Annotated in this window: 17 protein-coding genes, 1 tRNA gene and 1 pseudogene; 14 read left to right on the forward strand and 5 right to left on the reverse strand. The window is 61.5% G+C overall.

Annotation, left to right across the window (positions count from 1 at the left end):
• The first annotated feature begins 27 nt into the window (after positions 1-27).
• Positions 28-1,875, forward strand: a complete 1,848-nt coding sequence (locus tag J2X15_RS05900) for a M61 family metallopeptidase (RefSeq protein ID WP_310340259.1) — start codon at positions 28-30, stop codon at positions 1,873-1,875.
• On the opposite strand, the pseudogene J2X15_RS05905 reads toward J2X15_RS05900, so the two are convergent.
• Positions 1,872-1,994 (reverse strand): annotated as a pseudogene (locus J2X15_RS05905) (2-(1,2-epoxy-1,2-dihydrophenyl)acetyl-CoA isomerase); the annotation flags it as partial. The gene J2X15_RS05900 and the pseudogene J2X15_RS05905 sit on opposite strands and share 4 nt — an antisense overlap.
• A gap of 183 nt (positions 1,995-2,177) precedes the next feature.
• Between J2X15_RS05905 and J2X15_RS05910 the strand changes: the two are divergent.
• From J2X15_RS05910 to J2X15_RS05930, 5 genes are all read left to right on the forward strand, one after another.
• Positions 2,178-2,957 carry an enoyl-CoA hydratase gene (locus J2X15_RS05910; protein ID WP_310340262.1) on the forward strand — a complete coding sequence of 260 codons (780 nt, stop codon included), beginning with the start codon at positions 2,178-2,180 and terminating at the stop codon, positions 2,955-2,957.
• Between the two features lie 25 nt (positions 2,958-2,982).
• Positions 2,983-3,059, forward strand: a tRNA-Met gene (locus J2X15_RS05915).
• A 103-nt stretch (positions 3,060-3,162) separates the two neighbouring features.
• Positions 3,163-3,555 (forward strand): hypothetical protein, encoded by a 393-nt coding sequence (locus tag J2X15_RS05920; RefSeq protein WP_310340264.1) that lies wholly within the window; start codon positions 3,163-3,165, stop codon positions 3,553-3,555.
• A gap of 102 nt (positions 3,556-3,657) precedes the next feature.
• Entirely contained in the window at positions 3,658-4,998 is a 1,341-nt protein-coding gene (miaB, locus tag J2X15_RS05925; RefSeq protein WP_310340265.1) for a tRNA (N6-isopentenyl adenosine(37)-C2)-methylthiotransferase MiaB, read from the forward strand.
• Between the two features lie 120 nt (positions 4,999-5,118).
• Positions 5,119-5,937 carry a nidogen-like domain-containing protein gene (locus J2X15_RS05930; RefSeq protein ID WP_310340266.1) on the forward strand — a complete coding sequence of 273 codons (819 nt, stop codon included), beginning with the start codon at positions 5,119-5,121 and terminating at the stop codon, positions 5,935-5,937.
• Between the two features lie 82 nt (positions 5,938-6,019).
• On the opposite strand, the gene J2X15_RS05935 is transcribed toward J2X15_RS05930, so the two are convergent.
• From J2X15_RS05935 to ffh, 3 genes are all read right to left on the reverse strand, one after another.
• On the reverse strand, positions 6,020-6,238 hold the full coding sequence (locus tag J2X15_RS05935) for a hypothetical protein (protein WP_310340269.1): 219 nt from the start codon (positions 6,236-6,238) through the stop codon (positions 6,020-6,022).
• A 255-nt stretch (positions 6,239-6,493) separates the two neighbouring features.
• Positions 6,494-7,393 (reverse strand): DMT family transporter, encoded by a 900-nt coding sequence (locus J2X15_RS05940; protein ID WP_310340272.1) that lies wholly within the window; start codon positions 7,391-7,393, stop codon positions 6,494-6,496.
• Complete coding sequence (gene ffh / locus J2X15_RS05945; protein ID WP_310340274.1) at positions 7,390-8,754, reverse strand: signal recognition particle protein; 1,365 nt, start codon at positions 8,752-8,754, stop codon at positions 7,390-7,392. The genes J2X15_RS05940 and ffh overlap by 4 nt, the downstream gene beginning before the upstream one ends.
• Before the next feature lie 78 nt (positions 8,755-8,832).
• Between ffh and J2X15_RS05950 the strand changes: the two genes are divergently transcribed.
• The 8 genes from J2X15_RS05950 to J2X15_RS05985 all read left to right on the forward strand — a co-directional run bounded on the left by J2X15_RS05950 (position 8,833) and on the right by J2X15_RS05985 (position 18,953).
• Positions 8,833-9,636: a cytochrome C assembly family protein gene (locus tag J2X15_RS05950; protein WP_310340277.1), complete on the forward strand. Its 804-nt coding sequence runs from the start codon at positions 8,833-8,835 to the stop codon at positions 9,634-9,636.
• The gene (locus tag J2X15_RS05955) at positions 9,633-9,863 is read left to right on the forward strand and encodes a PP0621 family protein (RefSeq protein WP_310340280.1); all 231 of its coding nucleotides are present in this window, start codon (positions 9,633-9,635) and stop codon (positions 9,861-9,863) included. The genes J2X15_RS05950 and J2X15_RS05955 overlap by 4 nt, the downstream gene beginning before the upstream one ends.
• A complete protein-coding gene (locus tag J2X15_RS05960) occupies positions 9,863-11,605 on the forward strand; it encodes a sensor histidine kinase (RefSeq protein ID WP_310340283.1) in 1,743 nt (580 codons plus the stop codon). Before J2X15_RS05955 ends, J2X15_RS05960 begins: the two co-directional genes overlap by 1 nt.
• Positions 11,584-13,095, forward strand: a complete 1,512-nt coding sequence (locus J2X15_RS05965; protein ID WP_310340285.1) for a sigma-54-dependent transcriptional regulator — start codon at positions 11,584-11,586, stop codon at positions 13,093-13,095. The genes J2X15_RS05960 and J2X15_RS05965 overlap by 22 nt, the downstream gene beginning before the upstream one ends.
• A complete protein-coding gene (ampD, locus tag J2X15_RS05970) occupies positions 13,088-13,687 on the forward strand; it encodes a 1,6-anhydro-N-acetylmuramyl-L-alanine amidase AmpD (RefSeq protein ID WP_310340287.1) in 600 nt (199 codons plus the stop codon). The genes J2X15_RS05965 and ampD overlap by 8 nt, the downstream gene beginning before the upstream one ends.
• Positions 13,688-14,051: 364 nt before the next feature.
• Positions 14,052-16,976: a ribonucleoside-diphosphate reductase subunit alpha gene (locus J2X15_RS05975; RefSeq protein ID WP_310340289.1), complete on the forward strand. Its 2,925-nt coding sequence runs from the start codon at positions 14,052-14,054 to the stop codon at positions 16,974-16,976.
• A gap of 121 nt (positions 16,977-17,097) precedes the next feature.
• Complete coding sequence (locus J2X15_RS05980) at positions 17,098-18,267, forward strand: ribonucleotide-diphosphate reductase subunit beta (RefSeq protein WP_310340292.1); 1,170 nt, start codon at positions 17,098-17,100, stop codon at positions 18,265-18,267.
• A 170-nt stretch (positions 18,268-18,437) separates the two neighbouring features.
• A complete protein-coding gene (locus tag J2X15_RS05985) occupies positions 18,438-18,953 on the forward strand; it encodes a histone H1-like DNA-binding protein (RefSeq protein WP_310340298.1) in 516 nt (171 codons plus the stop codon).
• 77 nt (positions 18,954-19,030) lie between these two features.
• Here the strand turns inward: J2X15_RS05985 and J2X15_RS05990 are convergent, their stop codons facing one another.
• A complete protein-coding gene (locus J2X15_RS05990; RefSeq protein ID WP_310340299.1) occupies positions 19,031-20,101 on the reverse strand; it encodes a zinc-ribbon and DUF3426 domain-containing protein in 1,071 nt (356 codons plus the stop codon).
• Positions 20,102-20,122 lie beyond the last annotated feature (21 nt).

The raw sequence follows: 20,122 nt of genomic DNA on the forward strand, positions 1-20,122 counted from the left end.
TCCACGAGGGCTAGCGGCCTGTTTGACATGAAAACCACCTCCACCGCCCGAAAACCCGCTGCCCCCATTCACTACCAGGTCGAGGTGCTGGACCCGAGCACCCACCTGTTCCAGGTCACGCTAACCGTGCCCGCCCCTGCGGCCACACAAACCCTGAGCCTGCCGGTATGGATTCCGGGCAGCTACTTGGTGCGCGAATTTGCCAAGCACCTGCAAAGGCTGGAATGCCGCCAGGCCGGCAAGCGCGTCGCCGTGTTGCAGCAGGACAAAGCCACCTGGGACGTCACCTGCACACCCGGCACACCGCTGCACGTGCAGTACGAGGTCTACGCGTTTGACAACTCGGTGCGCACCGCCTGGCTGGATTCCACGCGCGGCTTTTTCAACGGCACCAGCCTGTGCCTGCAGGTGGCCGGGCAGGCCGATGCCCCGCACACGCTGGCCGTGGTGGCCAGCGACACGCTCAAAGGCTGGAGCGTGGCCACCGGGCTGGAGCCAGTGCGCGTGACCAAGGCCGGCTTTGGCCTGTACCGCGCCGACAACTACGACACCCTGGTGGACTGCCCGGTGGAGATGGGCCCCTTCTGGAGCGGCAGCTTTGTGGCCTGCGGCGTTCCCCACCGCTTTGTGGTGGCCGGTGTACCGCCCAGCTTTGACGGCGCCCAACTGCTGGCCGACACGCAGGCCATCTGCGAGGCCGAGTTGCACTTCTGGTACGGCGATGCGGTGGGCACCGATGTCAAAAAAGTGAGCGCCTCGCGCAGGAAGGACGCGGGCCAGAGCCCGATTCCGTTCAAAAACTACGTCTTCATGCTGAACGCCGTGCACGACGGCTACGGCGGCCTGGAACACAAAAACTCCACCGCCCTGATCTGCAACCGCAAGGACCTGCCGCGCCAGCCGCGCACCACGCTGGCTCCGACCACGCACAAGCAGCCCGAGGGCTACACCACGCTGCTGGGCCTGATCAGCCACGAATACTTCCACACCTGGAACGTCAAGCGCCTGCGCCCGGCCGAGCTGGCCACGTATGACTACACGCGGGAGAACTACACGCAGCTGCTGTGGTTCTTTGAGGGCTTTACCAGCTATTACGACGACCTGCTACTGCGCCGCGCCAAGCGCATCGACAACGCCGCCTACCTCAAGCTGCTGACCAAGACCGTCAACCAGGTCAACCAGACACCGGGCCGCCTGGTGCAGAGCGTCGCGCAAAGCAGCTTTGACGCCTGGGTGAAGTACTACCGCCAGGACGAGAACACCGCCAACGCCACGGTGAGCTACTACACCAAGGGCTCGCTGGTCGGCTTGTGCCTGGACCTGACGCTGCGCGCCGAGGGCAAGACCACGCTGGACGCCGTGATGCGCGGCCTGTGGACCCGCTGCGCCGGCGGCCCCATGGCCGAGACCGATTTGCTGGCCGTGCTGCAGGACCTGGGCGGCCGTTCCTTTGCCAAAGAGATCGCCCACTGGGTGCACAGCACCAAGGAACTGCCTGTGGCCGAACTGCTGGAACAGCACGGCGTGCAAGTGAACCGCGAGCCCGACCAGGTGGCGCAGCAGCTGGGCCTGCGCGTCAAGGAAAACGGTGGTCTGTTCATCCAGCAGGTGCTGCGCGGTGGCGCGGCGGAGAAAGCCGGTTTTGCCGCCGGCGACGAGTGGATTGCGGTACAGACCGAGGGCGAGCCCTGGCGCATGCAGGTTCTGGACGATTTGACGCTCTACACCGGCAAAGCCAAGAAAGTCAGCGCGCTGGTGTCACGCGACAAGCGCCTCATGAACCTCACCTTGACCCTGCCGCCCCCAAGCACGGCCGTGCGCTTGTCCGTTCGCGATGCGCCGGCCGTCGCGAAGTGGCTGGATGGAAGCGCCTAACTGCCGATGAATTTGGGCGCCCGTTTCTCGCGGAACGCGCGCACCCCTTCCACATAGTCGTCCGTGCGCCCCACGGCGCTTTGGACATCGCGTTCGGCATCCAGTTGCTGGTGCAGGGTGCGCGCGGTGCATCTCGCGGGTGAAGGCGTTGAGCGCAGCGGGGCGGTTCAGCATCAGCAGGGCGACGGCGCCGTGCTCGGCGTACAAAACAGGCGTTTCTGGTGGGGCAGTCGTGCCGGTGTCAGTCATGTGCAAACCCTCTTCGCTATAGTGCCAAGACGCAAAAATCTGGAGACCCCATCATGAGCTACGAATGCATCACCACCCGTATCGAAGGCGACAAGGTTGCCGTCATCACACTCAACCGCCCCAAGGCGCTGAATGCGCTGAACGACCAGCTCATGGACGAGCTGGGCGCCGCGCTCAAGGGCTTTGACGCCGACCCGGCCATCGGCTGCATCGTGCTGACCGGCAGTGAAAAGGCCTTTGCCGCGGGTGCCGACATCACTGTGATGGCCAAGTTCAGCTTTGCCGACGCCTACAAGGGAGACTTCATCACGCGCAACTGGGAAACCATTCGCTCCATCCGCAAGCCGGTGATTGCCGCCGTCAGCGGTTTTGCCCTGGGCGGCGGTTGCGAGCTCGCCATGATGTGCGACTTCATCATCGCCGCTGACAACGCCAAGTTCGGCCAACCCGAGATCAAGCTGGGCATCATTCCCGGCGCCGGCGGCACGCAGCGCCTGCCGCGCGCCGTGGGCAAGGCCAAGGCGATGGACCTCGCGCTGACTGGCCGCATGATGGACGCCGCAGAGGCCGAACGCGCAGGCTTGGTTAGCCGCGTGGTGCCGCTGGACAAGCTGCAAGACGAAGCCCTGGGCGCCGCGCTACAAATTTGCGCCTTCTCGCAAATCGCCACGATGGCGGCCAAAGAGGCGGTGAACCGCGCGTTTGAGGGCACGTTGGCCGACGGCATTATGTTCGAGCGTCGCCTGTTCCACGCGTTGTTTGCCACCACCGACCAGAAGGAAGGCATGGATGCCTTTGTGAACAAGCGCGCGGCCCACTTTACCCACCAATAATTTTTAGTCTATAATTCTGGGCTCCGGTCGTATAGCTCAGTTGGTTAGAGCGCAGCATTCATAATGCTGATGTCGGTGGTTCAAATCCACCTACGACCACCAAATTGAGAACCCGCAGTGCGCGAGCCCTGCGGGTTTTTCTTCGGCCCCACACGGCCCTGCGCCGCTAAAATCGCGGCTTCTTCACAGCCTCTGGATACACACCATGAACCGCTGCGCTTCTCTCACCGCTTTGGCCCGCGCCTGCTGCATCGCCACCCTCATGGCGACCACCACATGGCCCGCGCTAGCCCAGACCACGGCCGTGGTCGCTATCCGCCAATTCCCGCCCAAAGCTGTGCGCGGCACCTTGAAGGTGGTGGCACCGCCCGAGGTGGTGATGGACGGCAAGGCCGACCGATTGTCACCAGGCTCACGCATCCGCGGGTCCAACAACATCATGGTGATGTCGGGCGCTATCGTGGGCCAGACCGTGGTGGTGAACTACACCCGCGAGCCCACCGGCATGATCCACGACGTCTGGATCCTCAGCGCCGACGAGATCCGCCTGCTGCCCGTGCCGGCACCGGCACCCACCCAGCCCGTCACCACGCAGTAAGTATCAGCGCCACCGCGCTACTTTCAAGCCAAATCAGCCTCCAGCCCTCGCGAACAGTGCGCGAGCAGCTCCTTTATTCATAGCATTTCCCCGGGGTACGCCATGTCCAAAAAAGTCTTTATCAAAACCTTCGGTTGCCAGATGAACGAGTACGACTCGGACAAGATGGCCGACGTGCTGGGCGCCGCCCAGGGCTACGAGCCCACGCAGAACGTGGACGAGGCGGACCTGATCCTCTTCAACACCTGCTCGGTGCGCGAAAAAGCGCAGGAGAAGGTGTTTTCCGACCTGGGCCGCATCAAGCACCTGAAGAAAAAGGGCGTGCAGATTGGCGTGGGCGGTTGCGTGGCCAGTCAGGAAGGTGCTGAAATCATCAAGCGTGCGCCCTATGTGGACGTGGTGTTTGGCCCGCAAACCCTGCACCGCCTACCCGAGCTGCTGAACCAGCGCGCATTGCAGAACAAGCCGCAAGTGGACATCAGCTTCCCTGAGATTGAAAAATTCGACCACCTGCCACCCGCCAAGGTGGATGGCGCATCTGCCTTTGTGAGCATCATGGAAGGTTGCAGCAAATACTGCAGCTACTGCGTGGTGCCCTACACCCGCGGCGAGGAAGTGAACCGCCCGTTTGAAGACGTGCTGGTGGAGATTGCTGGCCTGGCCGACCAGGGGGTGAAAGAGGTGAACCTGCTGGGCCAGAACGTGAACGCCTGGCGCCATACCATGGGTGGTACCAGCGAGATGGCCGACTTCGCCACGCTGCTGGAATACGTGAGCGACATTCCCGGCATCGAGCGCATCCGCTACACCACCAGCCACCCCAACGAGTTCACGCCCAGCCTGATTGCGGCCTACGATAAGTTGCCCAAGCTGGTGAGCCACTTGCATCTGCCGGTGCAGCACGGCAGCGACAAGATCCTCATGGCCATGAAGCGCGGCTACACCGCCATGGAATACAAGAGCACCATCCGCAAGCTGCGCGCCATCCGCCCCGACATGTCGATCAGTTCCGACTTCATCGTCGGCTTCCCCGGTGAGACCGACGATGACTTCGCCAAGATGATGAAGTTGATTGCCGACATCGGCTTTGACAACTCGTTCAGCTTCATCTTCAGCCCCCGTCCCGGCACCCCCGCGGCCAACCTGCATGATGAGACCCCGCACGAAGTGAAGCTGGCGCGCCTGCAGGAACTGCAAGCCGCCATCAACGCCAACATCGCGCGCATCAGCGACCAGCGCCTGGGTACGGTGCAACGCATTCTGGTGGAAGGCGCCAGTAAGCGCGACAACGGCGAGCTGATGGGCCGTACCGAGTGCAACCGCGTGGTGAACTTTGCTGGCCATTCGCGCTTGGTGGGCCAACTGGTGGATGTGCGCATCACCGAGACCCGCAGCTACACGTTGCGCGGCGAGGTGGTGACGCTAGAGTTGGTGGGCGCTTAAAGGGGGTAACAACCCCTTACAAAACAACGGGCTACGAATAGTCCGAAAGAGCCATGGCGCCATGGCACTATTCTGGGCTTTCTTGAAGATACTCAGCTTTCGTTTTAAGGGAGCTTTCGTATGTTCAAAAAAATCGCTGCTGGCGCTCTGCTGGCTGTTACCTTTGCCGCCGCACCAGCCTACGCAGCTGCCGTGCACGATGCCAACCTGTTCACCACCAACACCTTGGCTCGCAATGACGATCTGTCTACGGGTCTCGTATCGCTGGGCTTCAACGTCAACTTCTTTGGCCAGAGCTTCAGCAACCTGTATGTGAACAACAATGGCAACGTGACGTTCAACAGTGCGCTGCCTACGTACACCCCCTTCAACCTGCTTACCACCAACGTGCCCATGTTGGCGCCCTTCTTTGCAGACGTGGACACCCGCCACGCCGACAGCGGCGTCACCCAGTATGGCCAAACCGTGCTGAACGGACACCAGACTTTCGGCGTGAACTGGCTCAACGTGGGTTACTTCAACACCAAGGCTGACAAGACCAACAGCTTCCAGCTCATCGTGACGGATCGCTCGGACACGGGCGCCGGCAACTTTGACTTCCAGTTCAACTATGACAACGTCAGCTGGGAAACGGGCAGCGCCAGCAGTGGTTCAAATGGCTTCGGTGGTGCCTCGGCTCGCGCCGGCTGGTCCAACGGCACCAACACCTCCTTTGAACTGGCTGGCTCCGCCATCAACGGCGCCTTGCTCAACTCCGGCGGCAACGCCTTGATTGACCACCGCCTGAACTCCACCATCGATGGCCAGTACAACTTCCAGGTACGCAACGGCACGGTGATCCCCTCGGTGCCAGAACCCGAAACCTATGCCATGCTGCTGGCCGGCTTGGGCTTGATGGGTGCCGTGGCACGCCGCCGCACGAAGGCCAGCAAGGCCTGATCGCTTTGCCGACCGCAAGCGCACTGCGCTTGTAAAAAAGGGCTCCCTCGGGAGCCCTTTTGCTTGGTGATGTCCGCTGCGCTTACTTCGCGGCTTCGGCCTTCTTTTCCACGACCTTCTTGGCGTGGTGCTTGACCTTCTTCACCTTCTTCTCTGGTGTCGCGGCAGGCGCTTCCTTGGTGTCCTTTTTGGCTTCTACCTTGGCAGGGGCCGTGGCAGCAGCAGGAGCCGCAGCCGGTGCCTGAGCAAAAGCACCCACAGAAATCAAGCCAGCGATCAGGGTTGCGAAAACTTTGTTCATGTCAGTAGCCTTTCAGGTTTTGAGATTCGCTCCAGTGAATCTGGATGCCCTCCCACAACGGCGCCCTCGCACTGGGTGTTGACCGTGCCCGTGTGAAGATAGGTAAAGCCGGACATTCACTCCGCAGGCACATACAGCCCCAGATCCGCCTGCGCGGCAACCACCGCACCGGCTCTGAGCGGAACCCAAAACGCTATGAATTCAGGAGCTGCTTGCGCAATGAATACGGGGGCCAATGGCCTATTTCACTAGGAATCAGTGCTCAGGTGGCTCTGCGGAGGCCCGGCTTTCATGCGCCGTAAGCAAAGCACCCGCAGCACCACACACCGCGATCAGCCCCATGCCCACCAGCGACCAATGGTCTGGCACATGGGCAAACAAGAGCCATCCTCCCAGCATGGCAAAGCCGATCTGCGCATACATATAGGGCATGAGGGTGGCCGCCGGGGCGCGCTTAAAGGCCAGGATGAACAGAAAGTGCCCCACGGTGCCCATCACACCCATCAACAACAAGCCGCCCCACAGCGCGGGTGCCGTGATCTCGGCCCACACCCATGGCAAGGCCAAAGCGGGCAAGATGGCTCCCACCCAGCCAGTGTAGAACTGCATGGTCATGGGGTCTTCAGTACGCGCCATGCGGCTGGTGAGCAGTTGGAAGCCCGCATTCGCCACCACCACGCCCACTGGGAACAGCAGGGCCCACGTGAAATCCTGGCCACCCGGGCGCACGATGGTCAACGTGCCAATGAAGCCGCCAGTCACCAGCAACTTGCGCAGAGGGGACACGGTTTCGCGCAACATGCGCGCCGCCAGCAAGGTCACCACCAGCGGCGTGAGCAGCACAATCGCGGTGAATTCGCCCACGGGCATGTGCTTGAGGCTCAGAAAGGCCAGCAGGCTGGTGGTGAGCAGCAGCACACCTCGCGCCACATGCAACCCCAGGTGCCGGGTGTGCAGCAGCGCTCGCCCGCGCTGAGGGTACACCGCCACGGTGGTGGCGACCGCCTGAAACAGATAGCGAAACCCGATCGCCACCATCAGCGGAACGCCCAATGACACCCACTTAGTGGTCGTGTCCAGCACCGCAAAGCAGGCCATGGCCAGCACGGCCAAGCCAATCCCGGCCAAGGTGCGAGAGCGTTCTGGGCCGCTCAAAACGGCATCTTGGGCATGCCCTTCATGCCGCCCAGGCGTTTCATCATTTTCATCATGCCGCCGCCCTTCATCTTCTTCATCATGTCCTGCATCTGCTCAAACTCCTTGAGCATGCGATTCACTTCCTGCACGTGCACACCGGCGCCAGCCGCAATGCGGCGCTTGCGTGTGGCCTTGATGAGATCGGGCTTGCGGCGCTCCAGCGGCGTCATGCTGTGGATGATGCCTTCCTTGCGCTTGATGTCGCGCTCGGCCTTGTCCATGTCGACCTGACCGGCCTTGGCCGCCATGGCGGCCGGCAGCTTGTCCATGAGGCTGGAAAGGCCACCCATCTGCTTCATCTGCTGGATCTGGGCCAGGAAATCGTTCAAGTCAAAGCCCCCACCGCTTTTGACCTTGTCGGCCAGCTTCTTGGCGGCCTCGATATCCACGCCCGCGGTGACCTGCTCCACCAGGGCCACGATGTCGCCCATGCCCAGGATGCGGCCCGCATGGCGCTCGGCGTCGAATACCTCCAGGCCGTCCAGCTTCTCGCTGGTACCCGCAAACTTGATGGGCGCACCGGTGATCTGCCGCACCGACAGGGCCGCACCGCCGCGCGAGTCACCATCCGTCTTGGTCAGGATGATGCCGGTCAGCGGCAGCGCCTCTTTGAAGGCCTTGGCGGTGTTCACCGCGTCCTGACCCTGCATGGCGTCCACCACGAACAGCGTCTCCACCGGATTCAGCACGGCGTGCAGGTTCTTGATTTCCAGCATCAGCGCTTCGTCAATCGCCAAACGGCCGGCGGTATCAACCAGAAGCACGTCAAAGAAATGTTTTTTGGCGTAATCCAGCGCAGCGCGGCCAATGTCCACCGGATTTTGATCCGGCGTGCTGGGGAACCATTCGGCGCCAGCCTGGGCCGTCACGGTCTTGAGCTGCTCGATGGCGGCGGGGCGGTACACGTCACCGGACACGGTCAGCACCTTCTTTTTGCGCTTCTCGATTAGGTGCTTGGCCAGCTTGGCCGTGGTGGTGGTTTTGCCGGCGCCTTGCAGGCCTGCCATCAGGATGACGGCGGGTGGTTGGGCCGCGAGGTTGATGTCACTCACGCCCTCGCCCATGGTGGCCGCCAGCTCGCGGTTCACGATGCTGACCAAGACCTGGCCCGGCTGCAGGGAGCCCAGCACTTCCTGGCCCAGCGCTTTGTCCTTCACGCGGGCAATGAAGTCGCGCACCACCGGCAAGGCCACATCGGCCTCCAACAATGCCATGCGCACCTCGCGCAGCATGTCGGTCACATTGCTTTCGGTGATGCGGCCTTGGCCACGCAGGTCTTTGACGAGGCGGGAGAGTTTGTCGGTGAGGGCGGAAGCCATAAGACGTATTCCGGCTGGCGGAACCTGTGGTGAGGGCCAGCCGGGGGCTGGCAGGGAGCAAAACGCTAAACTGTACGCATGATTTTAGCCAGTGCGTCCCCCACCAGCCTGACCCTATCGGTTTTGGCAGCCAGCGCCTATGCTTGGCCCGCGCTGCGCGCGCGCATCCTGTCGGCCCAGACCGCCCGTGCCTGGGTGGCCGTAGCCTGGTTGCTGCACGGCGCCGCACTGGCCTGGAGTCTGTTCGGCGAGAGTCCGCACTTTGGATTTGCCCCGGCGCTGTCAGTCACGGCTTGGTTGGTGGCCGCGGTATATGGCGTGGAGAGCCAAGTGTTCCCACAATTGGAAACCCGCTGGGCACTGGCCGCCGTGGGCTCGGCGGCGGTGCTGCTGGCCTGCATATTCCCTGGCGCCAGCCTAGTCGCAACCGCATCGGTGTGGCTGCCGGTGCATCTGGCGTTTGGCGTGGCCTGCTACGGCCTGTTTGGCACCGCCGTAGTCCATGCCTGGTTCATGACGCGGGCCGAAGCCCGCATCCGCCAGGCGGCGGACCCCCACAGCGGGCTGCCGCTGCTGACGCTGGAGCGTCTGACCTACCGCCTGGTCGGCGCAGGCTTTATTTTGCTGACTGTCACACTGGCCGTGGGCTACTGGTTTGGCGATGTGGTGTATGGCCCCACGCACGCATGGCGCTGGGATCACAAGACAGTGTTCTCGCTGCTGTCGTGGATCACCTTTGCCGTGCTGCTGGTGGGGCGTGCGCAGTTCGGATGGCGTGGAAAGCGCGCAGTCGGCGTGCTGTACGCGGGCTCGGTGTTGCTGTTCCTCGCATACGTGGGCTCGCGCTTTGTGATGGAAATCATTTTGGGGCGGGTGGCGTGAAATACCTGCTGGTCTTTCTGGTCGTCTTTCTGGTGGCCTGGCGTTGGCGCAGCGCGCGCGGACTCGAACACCACGCCCGCGCCCAAGACAAGGCGACGCGGTTGGCCGAACCCACCACCATGGTGGCCTGCCGCCGCTGCGGCGTACACCTGCCCGAGCACGATGCGGTGCCAGGCACCCATGGCAGCTACTGCAGCGCGGCCCACCGCGCCGCGGCCGAAAGCTGATGCCTACCGCCCACCCCGAACACTCCTGGTTTGGCCCCGCTGCCCTAGAAGTAGGCCCGCCCCAAGACGGGCACGACGACACCCAGGAATTCGCCCGCCTGTGGCAGGGGTTCATGACGGCACGCCTGACGCTAGGCGTGGTATTGCTGGTGCTGCAAAGCGTGTTGTACGCCAGTGGCAACGCCCACAGCAAGGCCTTGGTGGGGGTCAGCGTTGCCTACTTCATCGGCACGCTGGTGGCACGGGTGTTTGCGCGACCACGCCCCCTGGGCCAGGCTTTCAACCGTGCCTGGGGCGTGCTGATCGGGCTGGACGTGCTCGCTTTTTCTGCCATGCAGCTGTTGCAGGGCAACACTCTCAACTACACCCCCCTGTTCGCGCTGCCGATTCTGTTGGCCTCGGTGTTGGGTTCTTTGCGCCTGGCGCTAGGCACCGCCGCCGGCGTCACCATGCTGCTGTTGGGTGCCACGTTATGGACGTATTTGTCCAGCCCGACCGATGCCACGCCCTACTTGGTGCAAGCCGCACTCAGCGGCGCCGGCTACTTTGTGATTGCGCTGCTGGCCCACCAGCTGTCGTCGCGGCTGGTCAGCGCGGGCAAGCGCGCGCGCCTGAGCCAGCTGGCGGCCAATGTGCAGCGGCAAGTGAACGAGCTAGTGATTGAAGCACTGCCCGATGGCGTGATGATTGTGGACAACGCTGGCAATGTGCGCGCCGCCAACCCCGCCGCCCGCACATTGCTGGGCACGCCCGTGGCCCTGCGCGCCAACACCTTTGACCTCAAGGGCGAACCCGCTTGGCACGCCCTGCTGCAGCTCACGCGCCTGAGCATGGGCACCGGGCGCGGACAGCAGGCCGAAATCACCATTCGCCATGAGGGCGCCGGACCACGCCGCGTGTTGGCACGCACACGGCTGGCAGCGCCCCAGGGCATCGGCCATGAAAGTCTGTGTGTGCTGTTTCTGCAAGACCAGCGCGAGCAGGAGGCCCGCTTGCGCACTGAAAAACTGGCCAGCATGGGCCGCCTGTCTACGGCCGTGGCGCATGAAATTCGCAATCCGCTGGCCGCCATTGCCCAGGCCAACGCACTCTTGGACGAAGACATCACCGACCCGCGGCAGAAGAAACTCACAGCCATGGTGGGCCAAAACGCCAAGCGCTTGGAAAAAATTGTGGATGACATTTTGAATGTTTCACGCGTGCGCGGCGCCAGTCCACTGCTGCAACCCGGAGCCGTCTTGCTCAATGAACTGGTGCACCGCATTGCCACCGACTGGGCGGCCCAGAACGGCCTGGAGACCTTGGTGCAGATCCACTTGGCAGAGCAAGCCGCCTGGGTTCGCTTTGATGCCGACCACCTACGCCAAGTCCTGGTCAACCTGCTGGACAACGCGCGCCGCTATGCCAGCAAGCGCACAGGCAGCATCCAGGTTCTCACTGTGGTGCAGGCGCAAGCAAGCAGTGTGTCGGTGTGGAGCGATGGCGCGCCCATGGACCAATCGGTGCAGCGCCACCTGTTCGAACCCTTCTTTTCCTCCGAGAGCCGCTCCAGCGGCCTGGGCCTGTACATCTGCCGCGAACTCTGTGAGCGCCATGGCGCAACGCTGGGCTATCAGCGTAGCCCGCAGGCCCTGGAGGGTGTAACCACCGAAGGCAATGAATTCGTGATCGCACTGGCCCTTCCCGAGCCCTCGGCGCCGCAGGACAATACCGAGACACCATGGCAAACCACCCTGTACTGAGCGACGCCCGCATTCTGGTCATCGACGACGAGCCGGATTTGCGCACCCTGTATGAACTCACGCTGTTGCGCGAAGGCTACCGGGTGGAAACCGCTGGCACGGTACAGGACGCCAAAGACCAGCTGGCGCAGCAGCGTTTTGATGCAGTGATCACCGACATGCGTCTGCCCGACGGCCTGGGCACCGACATCCTGGGCCAACTGCGCGCCGAGCAGCGCACAGAGCGTTGCATTGTGATTACCGCCTACGGTTCAGCCGAAAACGCGGTGGAATCCCTCAAGGCGGGTGCATTTGACTACCTGACCAAGCCGGTGGATCTGAAGCAGTTTCGCAGTGCGGTCGCCAATGCGCTGCGGGGCGTCTCCTCCAATGCGCCCGCCGCAACGGGCACAAAACCCACGGCCACCAAAACCGCCAACGCAGCGATGCACCCGTCAGGCTTGGCCGTACTGGACCGCCTGGCAGGCTCCTCGGCCACCATGCAAAGTGTGAAAGAACGCATTGTCAAGGTGGCACGCAGCATGGCGCCAGTGCTGGTGCGCGGAGAATCGGGCACCGGCAAGGAACTGGTGGCCAATGCCGTGCACGCCAACAGCCACCGTGCCACGGGCCCGTGGGTCGCCGTCAATTGCAGCGCCATACCTGAGAACCTCATGGAGGCTGAGTTTTTTGGCGCCCGCAAAGGCGCGTACACCGGGGCTATGCAGGACCGCAGCGGTTTTTTCCAGGCGGCACACGGTGGCACCCTGTTTCTGGACGAGATTGGCGACCTACCGCTGGCCATGCAATCCAAGCTGCTGCGCGCCATCCAGGAGCGCAATGTTCGGCCTCTTGGTTCGCACCAGGAGGAGGCCGTGGATGTGCGCATCGTCAGCGCCACCCACAAGGATCTAAGCGCCGAAGTCCAGGCGGGGCGCTTTCGCCAGGATTTGTATTACCGCCTGAATGTGATCGATATTTATATCCCGCCGCTGCGAGAGCGCTGCGAAGATTTGCCCGCCTTGTGTGATGCCTTGTTGTCGCGTATCGCGCAGGAATCGGGCTCGGCTGTGGCACAGCTGTCACCCTATGCCATGAGCCAACTCACCCAATTGTCCTTGCCGGGCAATGTTCGCGAACTTGAAAACCTGTTGCACCGCGCGGTGGCCCTCTCCGACGGTGCCGTGTTGGAGCTCGACACCCATCCGCTGGCCACCAGTCCTGCACCGCTACGCACTGACAACGCAGGTGCAACCGAGACAGCCCCCCTCCCGTTGCAGGCCAACGCACCGCCCACACCTGTCACTGCGCCCATCGAGATTCCCGTAGATTTGCAGCGCTACCTAGACCTGCAGGAGCGCGACATCCTGGTACGCACCCTCCAGGAAACGCGCTACAACCGCACCGTGGCGGCCCAGCGCCTAGGTATCAGCCTGCGCCAGATCCGCTACCGCATGGCCCGACTGCAGATCGACGTGCCCCACGCATCGGACGAAGCGCCCGATGCCTGATCCGCACGACGCGCTCTGGCAAGAAGGCTGGTACCGGTTCGCGCACCGACTGGAGTCGCCCAACTTCGGTCCACGTCCCACTGCGACGCAGGTTGATCTGATCGTGCTGCACTCCATCAGCCTGCCACCGGGCCAGTACGGCACCGGCCAGGTGCAACGCCTGTTCACCAACACGCTGGACTGGAATGCACACCCGTACTTCAAAAGCATTGAAGGGATGCAGGTATCTGCCCACTTTTTTGTGCAGCGCAACGGAGATATCTGGCAGTTTGTGAGCTGCGACGCCCGCGCTTGGCACGCCGGCGTTTCCCACTACCGCGGCAAAGGCAACTGCAACGACGACTCCATTGGCATTGAGCTGGAAGGACTGGAAGGGCACACCTTCGAGTCGGCGCAATACGAGGCCTTGCAGGCCTTGTGCCCTGCCATTGCCCAACACTACCCCATCCAATACATTGCTGGGCACGAACACATCGCACCAGGACGCAAAGCCGACCCGGGGCCGGGCTTTGAATGGACACGGCTGCACAAAAGCCTGGGGCTTCCAACCTCGAGCTTTCCGGCCGACACCAACAGTTTGGTAACAAAATAAAAATATTTCGGTGCTGTTTGGTGTCCCCGCAAAGTACGCGGCCGTACACACCAAAGCGGCGCGCACAGCAGCCATGCGCCTCGTAAGGGCAAATGCCCCCAGGAGGCGCGTCAAATGGTGCTATAGATCCGAAAAAGCCCATCTAGCAAGGGCTTGCGATTGTGGCCCTATAGCCACCCTGCAAACTGCCGTAGCTGCACCACCACACAAGCAGGCGGTACACTACCGGTAGTGGCTTGTCACCACCCCAGACCCCAGATATAGTGTGCGCTGGTGAAGACGCACACTGACGAATTCGACCCCTACAGCGCCAGCCGGCGGGTCACCAGACGCACATAAAAACACTGATTTAGACGAGGAAATCATGCAATCCATTTCTACCGTAACCCCCACCCCCACGGCTACCCTGCTGACCCCGCACAGCACAGCTGCCGCAGAAGGTGGTGCGGTCAACACCTTGGCCCATTACCAGATCATTCGCCGCAATGGCGCCGTGGTTCCGTTCGAACCCAACAAAATCGCCGTTGCTCTGATGAAGGCCTTTCTGGCCGTACACGGCACCCAGGGCGCGGCCTCGGCCAGCGTGCGTGAAACGGTGGACGGTTTGACGCAACAAGTGATCCGCGCGCTGATGCGCTCGCGTCCCGGAGGCGGCACCTTCCCGATTGAAGACGTGCAAGACCAGGTGGAACTGGGCCTGATGCGCGGCGGCCACCACGAAATCGCCCGTGCCTATGTGCTGTACCGCGAACGCCGCACCCAGGAGCGCGCCAAGCAAGTCGCGCAGGCAAAACCTGCCGCACCGGTCATCCATGTACTGGAAGCCGGTCAGCGTGTGGCGCTGGACCTGGACCGCCTCCAATCCCGCATTGAAACCGCCTGCTCGGGTTTGGGCGCAGATGTCAAAGCCGACCCCATCGTGGCCGAAACCATGCGCAACCTGTACGACGGCGTGCCCATGGACGAGGTGTATAAGGCCTCCATCCTGGCAGCCCGTACCCTGATTGAAAAAGACCCGGACTACACCTACGCCACCGCGCGCCTCTTGTTCCACACGATTTCCCGTGAGGTGCTGGGACGCGACGTAGCCCAGGCCGACATGCAAGAGGCCTATGCCGATTACTTCCCAGGTTTTATCAAGCGCGGTGTGGACGCCGAGTTGCTGGACGAGAAGCTGCTGCAGTTTGACCTGAAGCGCCTGGGTGCCGCCGTCAAGGCCAGCCGCGACCTGCAATTTGATTACCTCGGCCTGCAGACGCTGTATGACCGTTACTTCCTGCACGAAGGCAAAACTCGCATCGAACTGCCCCAGGCCTTCTTCATGCGCGTGGCCATGGGCCTGTCGCTCAACGAGATTGACCGCGAAGCCCGTGCCATCCAGTTCTACGAAGTGCTGTCCAGCTTCGACTTCATGTCCAGCACGCCCACGCTGTTCAACAGCGGTACGCTGCGCTCGCAACTCTCCAGCTGCTACCTGACCACCGTGCCAGATGACCTGGACGGCATTTACGAATCCATCAAGGAAAACGCCCTGCTGTCCAAATTCGCGGGCGGCCTGGGCAATGACTGGACGCGCGTGCGCGCCCTGGGTTCTCACATCAAGGGCACCAACGGCGAATCCCAAGGCGTGGTTCCTTTCCTCAAAGTGGTGAACGACACCGCTGTGGCCGTGAACCAGGGTGGCAAGCGCAAGGGCGCGGTCTGCACCTATCTGGAAACCTGGCACCTGGACATCGAAGAGTTTCTGGAGCTGCGCAAGAACACCGGCGATGACCGTCGCCGCACACACGACATGAACACGGCCAACTGGATCCCCGATCTCTTCATGCGCCGTGTGATGGAGAAAGGCAGCTGGACCCTGTTCTCGCCCTCCAACGTACCCGACCTGCACGATCTGTTTGGCGCCGACTTCGAAAAAGCCTATGTGGCCTACGAAGCCAAGGCTGCCCGCGGCGAAATCAAGCCATCGCGCACCGTGGAAGCCAGCGACCTGTGGCGCAAGATGCTCACCATGCTGTTTGAAACCGGCCATCCCTGGATCACCTTCAAGGATGCCTGCAACGTGCGCTCCCCCCAGCAGCATGCCGGCGTGGTGCATTCGTCCAATCTCTGCACCGAGATCACACTCAACACCAGCGACACCGAAACTGCGGTCTGCAACCTCGGTTCGGTCAACCTGCGTCAGCACTTGAAAGATGGCAAGCTGGACCACGACAAGCTCAAGCGCACCATTGGCACCGCCATGCGCATGCTGGACAACGTGATCGACATCAACTACTACGCGGTCAAGAAGGCACGCGATTCGAACATGCGCCACCGCCCCGTGGGCCTGGGCGTGATGGCCTTCCAGGACAGCCTGTACGCCCTGCGCATTCCTTACGCCAGCGACGCTGCTGTGCAGTTTGCCGACGAATCCATGGAAGCCATCAGCTACTACGCCTACTGGGCGTCCACAGAATTGGCCCGTGAACGCGGCCAGTACTCCAGCTTCAAGGGTTCGCTGTGGGACAAGGGCATCCTGCCACCCGACACCCTGGACATGCTGGCCCAAGCCCGTGGCGGCTATGTGGAAGTGGACCGCTCCTCCACCTTGGACTGGGATGCCCTTCGCAAGAAGATCGCTGCCGACGGCATGCGCAACTCCAACTGTGTGGCCATCGCCCCCACCGCCACCATCTCCAACATCATTGGTGTGGACGCGTCCATCGAACCCTGCTTCGGCAACCTGTCGGTGAAGTCCAATCTGTCGGGCGAATTCACCGTCATCAACAGCTACCTGGTGCGCGACCTCAAGGCCTTGGGCCTATGGGACGACGTGATGGTGATGGACCTGAAGCACTTTGATGGTTCGCTGAGTCCCATCGACCGTGTACCCCAAGAAATCAAGCAGCTGTATGCCACAGCATTTGAAGTGGAAACACGATGGCTGGTGGAGGCCGCAGCACGTCGCCAGAAATGGATTGACCAAGCGCAGTCGCTGAACATCTACATGGCCGGCGCGTCGGGCAAGAAACTCGACGAGACCTACAAGCTGGCCTGGTTGCGTGGTCTGAAAACCACCTACTACCTCCGCACCATGTCCGCTACCCACGCGGAGAAATCCACGGTGACGGCAGGCCGCATGAACGCAGTGTCCTCGGGCAACGATGCGCAAGGCTCCACCAAAATGTCCAGCGCCTTGGAGGCGGCTGCCGCTGCAGCACATGCACAGATGGAACTGGCCAGCAATGCGGCGACCGACATCAAGTTCTGCGGTGTGGATGACCCCACATGCGAGTCTTGCCAATAACAAGAGAGGCGCATCGCAACTGACATTGCGATGCTACAGAGCAACACAAATGGGCAGCGAAATGCATGACTACTTTTCATTTCATTTCGCTGCTCTCATAATCCGCTGATTGGAATCATCTATGTTGACCTGGGACGAAGAAGTCAAGCCCACACCGCCGAGCAACTTTGCGCGCAACCCGTCTGAACAGCTGTCGGTTGCGCAGGCACCAGTCACCCCTGCTTCCGTACCTACTCCAGCGGCCGTGGCAGCCGTCATGCAGACCGGGACCCCACGCCGCATCCGCGCCGATGACAAGCGCATAATCAACGGCCAGACCGATGTGAACCAACTGGTTCCCTTCAAATACAAATGGGCCTGGGAAAAATACTTGGCCAGTTGCGCCAACCACTGGATGCCGCAAGAAGTCAACATGACGCGCGACATCGCTCTGTGGAAAGACCCTAACGGCCTGACCGAAGACGAACGCCGTATCGTCAAGCGCAACCTCGGCTTCTTTGTGACCGCCGACTCGCTAGCTGCCAACAACATCGTGCTGGGCACCTACCGCCACATCACAGCACCCGAGTGCCGCCAGTTCCTGCTGCGGCAGGCCTTTGAAGAAGCCATTCATACCCACGCTTACCAGTACATCGTGGAATCACTGGGCCTGGACGAGAGCGAGATCTTCAACGCCTACAACGAAGTCCAGTCCATTCGCGACAAGGACGAGTTCCTGATTCCGTTCATCGCGGCCATCATGGATCCGAACTTCCACACGGGCACGGCCGAGACCGACCAGACGCTGCTCAAGTCGCTCATCGTGTTTGCCTGCCTGATGGAAGGCTTGTTTTTCTACGTGGGCTTCACGCAGATCTTGGCCTTGGGTCGCCAGAACAAAATGACGGGCGCTGCCGAGCAGTACCAGTACATCCTGCGCGACGAGTCCATGCACTGCAACTTTGGCATCGACCTGATCAACCAGCTCAAGCTGGAAAATCCCCACCTGTGGACGCCCGAGTTCAAGGCAGAGATCAAAGGTTTGTTTGAAAAAGCCGTGGAACTGGAATACCGCTACGCCGAGGACACCATGCCACGCGGCGTGCTGGGCATGAATGCCTCGATGTTCAAAGGCTACCTGCGCTACATCGCCAACCGCCGGGCTACCCAGATTGGTTTGGAGCCGCTGTTCCCGAACGAGGAAAACCCGTTCCCCTGGATGAGCGAAATGATTGACTTGAAGAAGGAACGCAACTTCTTCGAGACCCGCGTGATCGAGTACCAATCGGGCGGCGCCCTGTCTTGGGATTGAAACGCTGATTATGTTTTCTAGAACTTCACGCCTCCAGCATCGCAGCACAGACTGCGGACTGGGTGCGTGTCACCGCGTTCATGTTGCTGGGACTGCGCCCAACAACATGAATCGCTTCTTGCACCCAACTGGCAAGAAGTGCTCTTTGTAAATTGATCAAGGAGAAAATCATGGCAACTGCAAAAAAACCGGCCGCAAAAAAGGCCGCTCCCGCGAAAAAAGCTGCACCCGCTAAGAAAGTAGCAGCAAAGAAGGCAGCTCCTGCTAAGAAAGCCGCTCCCGCTAAAAAGGTAGCAGCAAAGAAGGCAGCTCCTGCTAAGAAAGCCGCTCCCGCCAAAAAGGTAGCAGCAAAGAAGGCAGCTCCTGCTAAGAAAGCCGCTCCCGCCAAAAAGGTAGCAGCAAAGAAGGCAGCTCCTGCTAAGAAAGCTGCTCCCGCCAAAAAGGTAGCGGCAAAGAAGGCAGCTCCTGCCAAGAAAGCAGCTGCGAAAAAGGCTCCAGCAAAGAAAGCCGCTGTTGCCAAGAAGCCTGCAGCGAAGAAGCCCGTAGCCAAAAAAGCAGCGAAGAAGCCCGCTGCGAAGAAAGCCGCGAAAGCACCCGCTGCCAAAGCTGCCCCTGCGGCCCCTGCGGCGCAAACTACGCTGAATCCGCAAGCGGCCTGGCCGTTTCCGACTTCCAGCAAGCCCTGAGCGTTTACGCGATAGGCTCCAAAGCCCGATACCGCAAGGTCTCGGGCTTTTTTACGTCTGACCTTCGGCCTAGATCTTCAGGGGTAGAACGCCAGCAGGCGATAACCAGAAATGCGCTCGGTGCTGCCACTGGTTTTCACGCTGATGGGCAATGATGCAGATACTTCAGCTCCCGCCTCCAGCGTGTCCTTTTTGAAACCCAGCTCAGAAGGCTGCAGCACGCGCCTAATCACGGCTTGGTCCTGCATGTCCGTCAAGGTGAGCTCCAGCGAAGGCATGGCCAGCGAGGTGGCTGCGGTGCTCTTGAGCGCAAAGTTCAGGCGGTACACATCCGAACGCACCTTGGTGAACGCCGAGCTGTCGATCACCACCGCGTCGATCTGACGCAACGGCATCACCTGACAAGCCATCCACTCGCACAAGGCCACCAGCGCATCGCGGCTGGCGGGTTCGGTAGCCACAATGCGGTCACGTTCGTGCACCACCACCTGCAGCACCAAGGCCCCCAGCAGCAACAAACTCAATAACGACAGGCCCACGCGCACACTGGTGCGCTGCCAGACATTGGTGCGCCCAGCGTGGCGCATGAATGAAAGTTTGGGAGCGTCGGTGACGTCCACCGTTTTGACACCGGCCTGCACGTAGCGAGGCTCGGATGCGTCTGCATTTTTGGAGGCAGGTTTGACCTCCACGGTTTGCGCCGACGCCTTGTCGTAGGCGAACTCACCGGGACGGTGATCCAGCAGCGAATCAACGGTGGGAGAAACCGCATCAAAATCGATGGACTCCACCTCGCCGTCACGCATCACTTCCGACATCTCGCGCACCACCGAGTCAAATGACTCCACGGTTGTGGGCGAATCTATCGGCTGGGGGGAAGGCTCTTGGGCGGCAAAACGCAGCGACGAGGCCCAGTCTTGGTCAGCCTCTACGGCATCATCGTCGGCTTCAGCCATCGCCGGACTAGCGGCAGGCTCTGCCGGGACAGGAGACTCGACAGCAAGCTCGGGGTCCTTGACCATATTGGCGTTCGCGTCGAACACCTCGTCGCATTGGCCGCAGCGCACCCAACCGTCCGAAATGCGCAACTGGTCTGGCACGACCTTGAACATCGTGGCGCAGGCTGGGCATTGGGTAATCAGGCTCATCGCGTCACATTGTAGGGCCCG

It is taken from the genome of Rhodoferax saidenbachensis, from assembly GCF_031457975.1.
In the GTDB taxonomy this organism is placed as follows: Bacteria; Pseudomonadota; Gammaproteobacteria; order Burkholderiales; family Burkholderiaceae_C; genus Allorhodoferax; species Allorhodoferax saidenbachensis_A.

What these genes read in the sequence shown, in the direction of transcription:
- J2X15_RS05900 (WP_310340259.1), top strand. Translation starts at nt 28, where the DNA reads ATGAAAACCACCTCCACCGCCCGAAAACCCGCTGCCCCCATTCACTAC.
- J2X15_RS05910 (WP_310340262.1), top strand. Translation starts at nt 2,178, where the DNA reads ATGAGCTACGAATGCATCACCACCCGTATCGAAGGCGACAAGGTTGCC.
- J2X15_RS05920 (WP_310340264.1), top strand. Translation starts at nt 3,163, where the DNA reads ATGAACCGCTGCGCTTCTCTCACCGCTTTGGCCCGCGCCTGCTGCATC.
- miaB (WP_310340265.1), top strand. Translation starts at nt 3,658, where the DNA reads ATGTCCAAAAAAGTCTTTATCAAAACCTTCGGTTGCCAGATGAACGAG.
- J2X15_RS05930 (WP_310340266.1), top strand. Translation starts at nt 5,119, where the DNA reads ATGTTCAAAAAAATCGCTGCTGGCGCTCTGCTGGCTGTTACCTTTGCC.
- J2X15_RS05935 (WP_310340269.1), bottom strand. Translation starts at nt 6,238, where the DNA reads ATGAACAAAGTTTTCGCAACCCTGATCGCTGGCTTGATTTCTGTGGGT.
- ffh (WP_310340274.1), bottom strand. Translation starts at nt 8,754, where the DNA reads ATGGCTTCCGCCCTCACCGACAAACTCTCCCGCCTCGTCAAAGACCTG.
- J2X15_RS05950 (WP_310340277.1), top strand. Translation starts at nt 8,833, where the DNA reads ATGATTTTAGCCAGTGCGTCCCCCACCAGCCTGACCCTATCGGTTTTG.
- J2X15_RS05960 (WP_310340283.1), top strand. Translation starts at nt 9,863, where the DNA reads ATGCCTACCGCCCACCCCGAACACTCCTGGTTTGGCCCCGCTGCCCTA.
- J2X15_RS05965 (WP_310340285.1), top strand. Translation starts at nt 11,584, where the DNA reads ATGGCAAACCACCCTGTACTGAGCGACGCCCGCATTCTGGTCATCGAC.
- ampD (WP_310340287.1), top strand. Translation starts at nt 13,088, where the DNA reads ATGCCTGATCCGCACGACGCGCTCTGGCAAGAAGGCTGGTACCGGTTC.
- J2X15_RS05975 (WP_310340289.1), top strand. Translation starts at nt 14,052, where the DNA reads ATGCAATCCATTTCTACCGTAACCCCCACCCCCACGGCTACCCTGCTG.
- J2X15_RS05980 (WP_310340292.1), top strand. Translation starts at nt 17,098, where the DNA reads ATGTTGACCTGGGACGAAGAAGTCAAGCCCACACCGCCGAGCAACTTT.
- J2X15_RS05985 (WP_310340298.1), top strand. Translation starts at nt 18,438, where the DNA reads ATGGCAACTGCAAAAAAACCGGCCGCAAAAAAGGCCGCTCCCGCGAAA.
- J2X15_RS05990 (WP_310340299.1), bottom strand. Translation starts at nt 20,101, where the DNA reads ATGAGCCTGATTACCCAATGCCCAGCCTGCGCCACGATGTTCAAGGTC.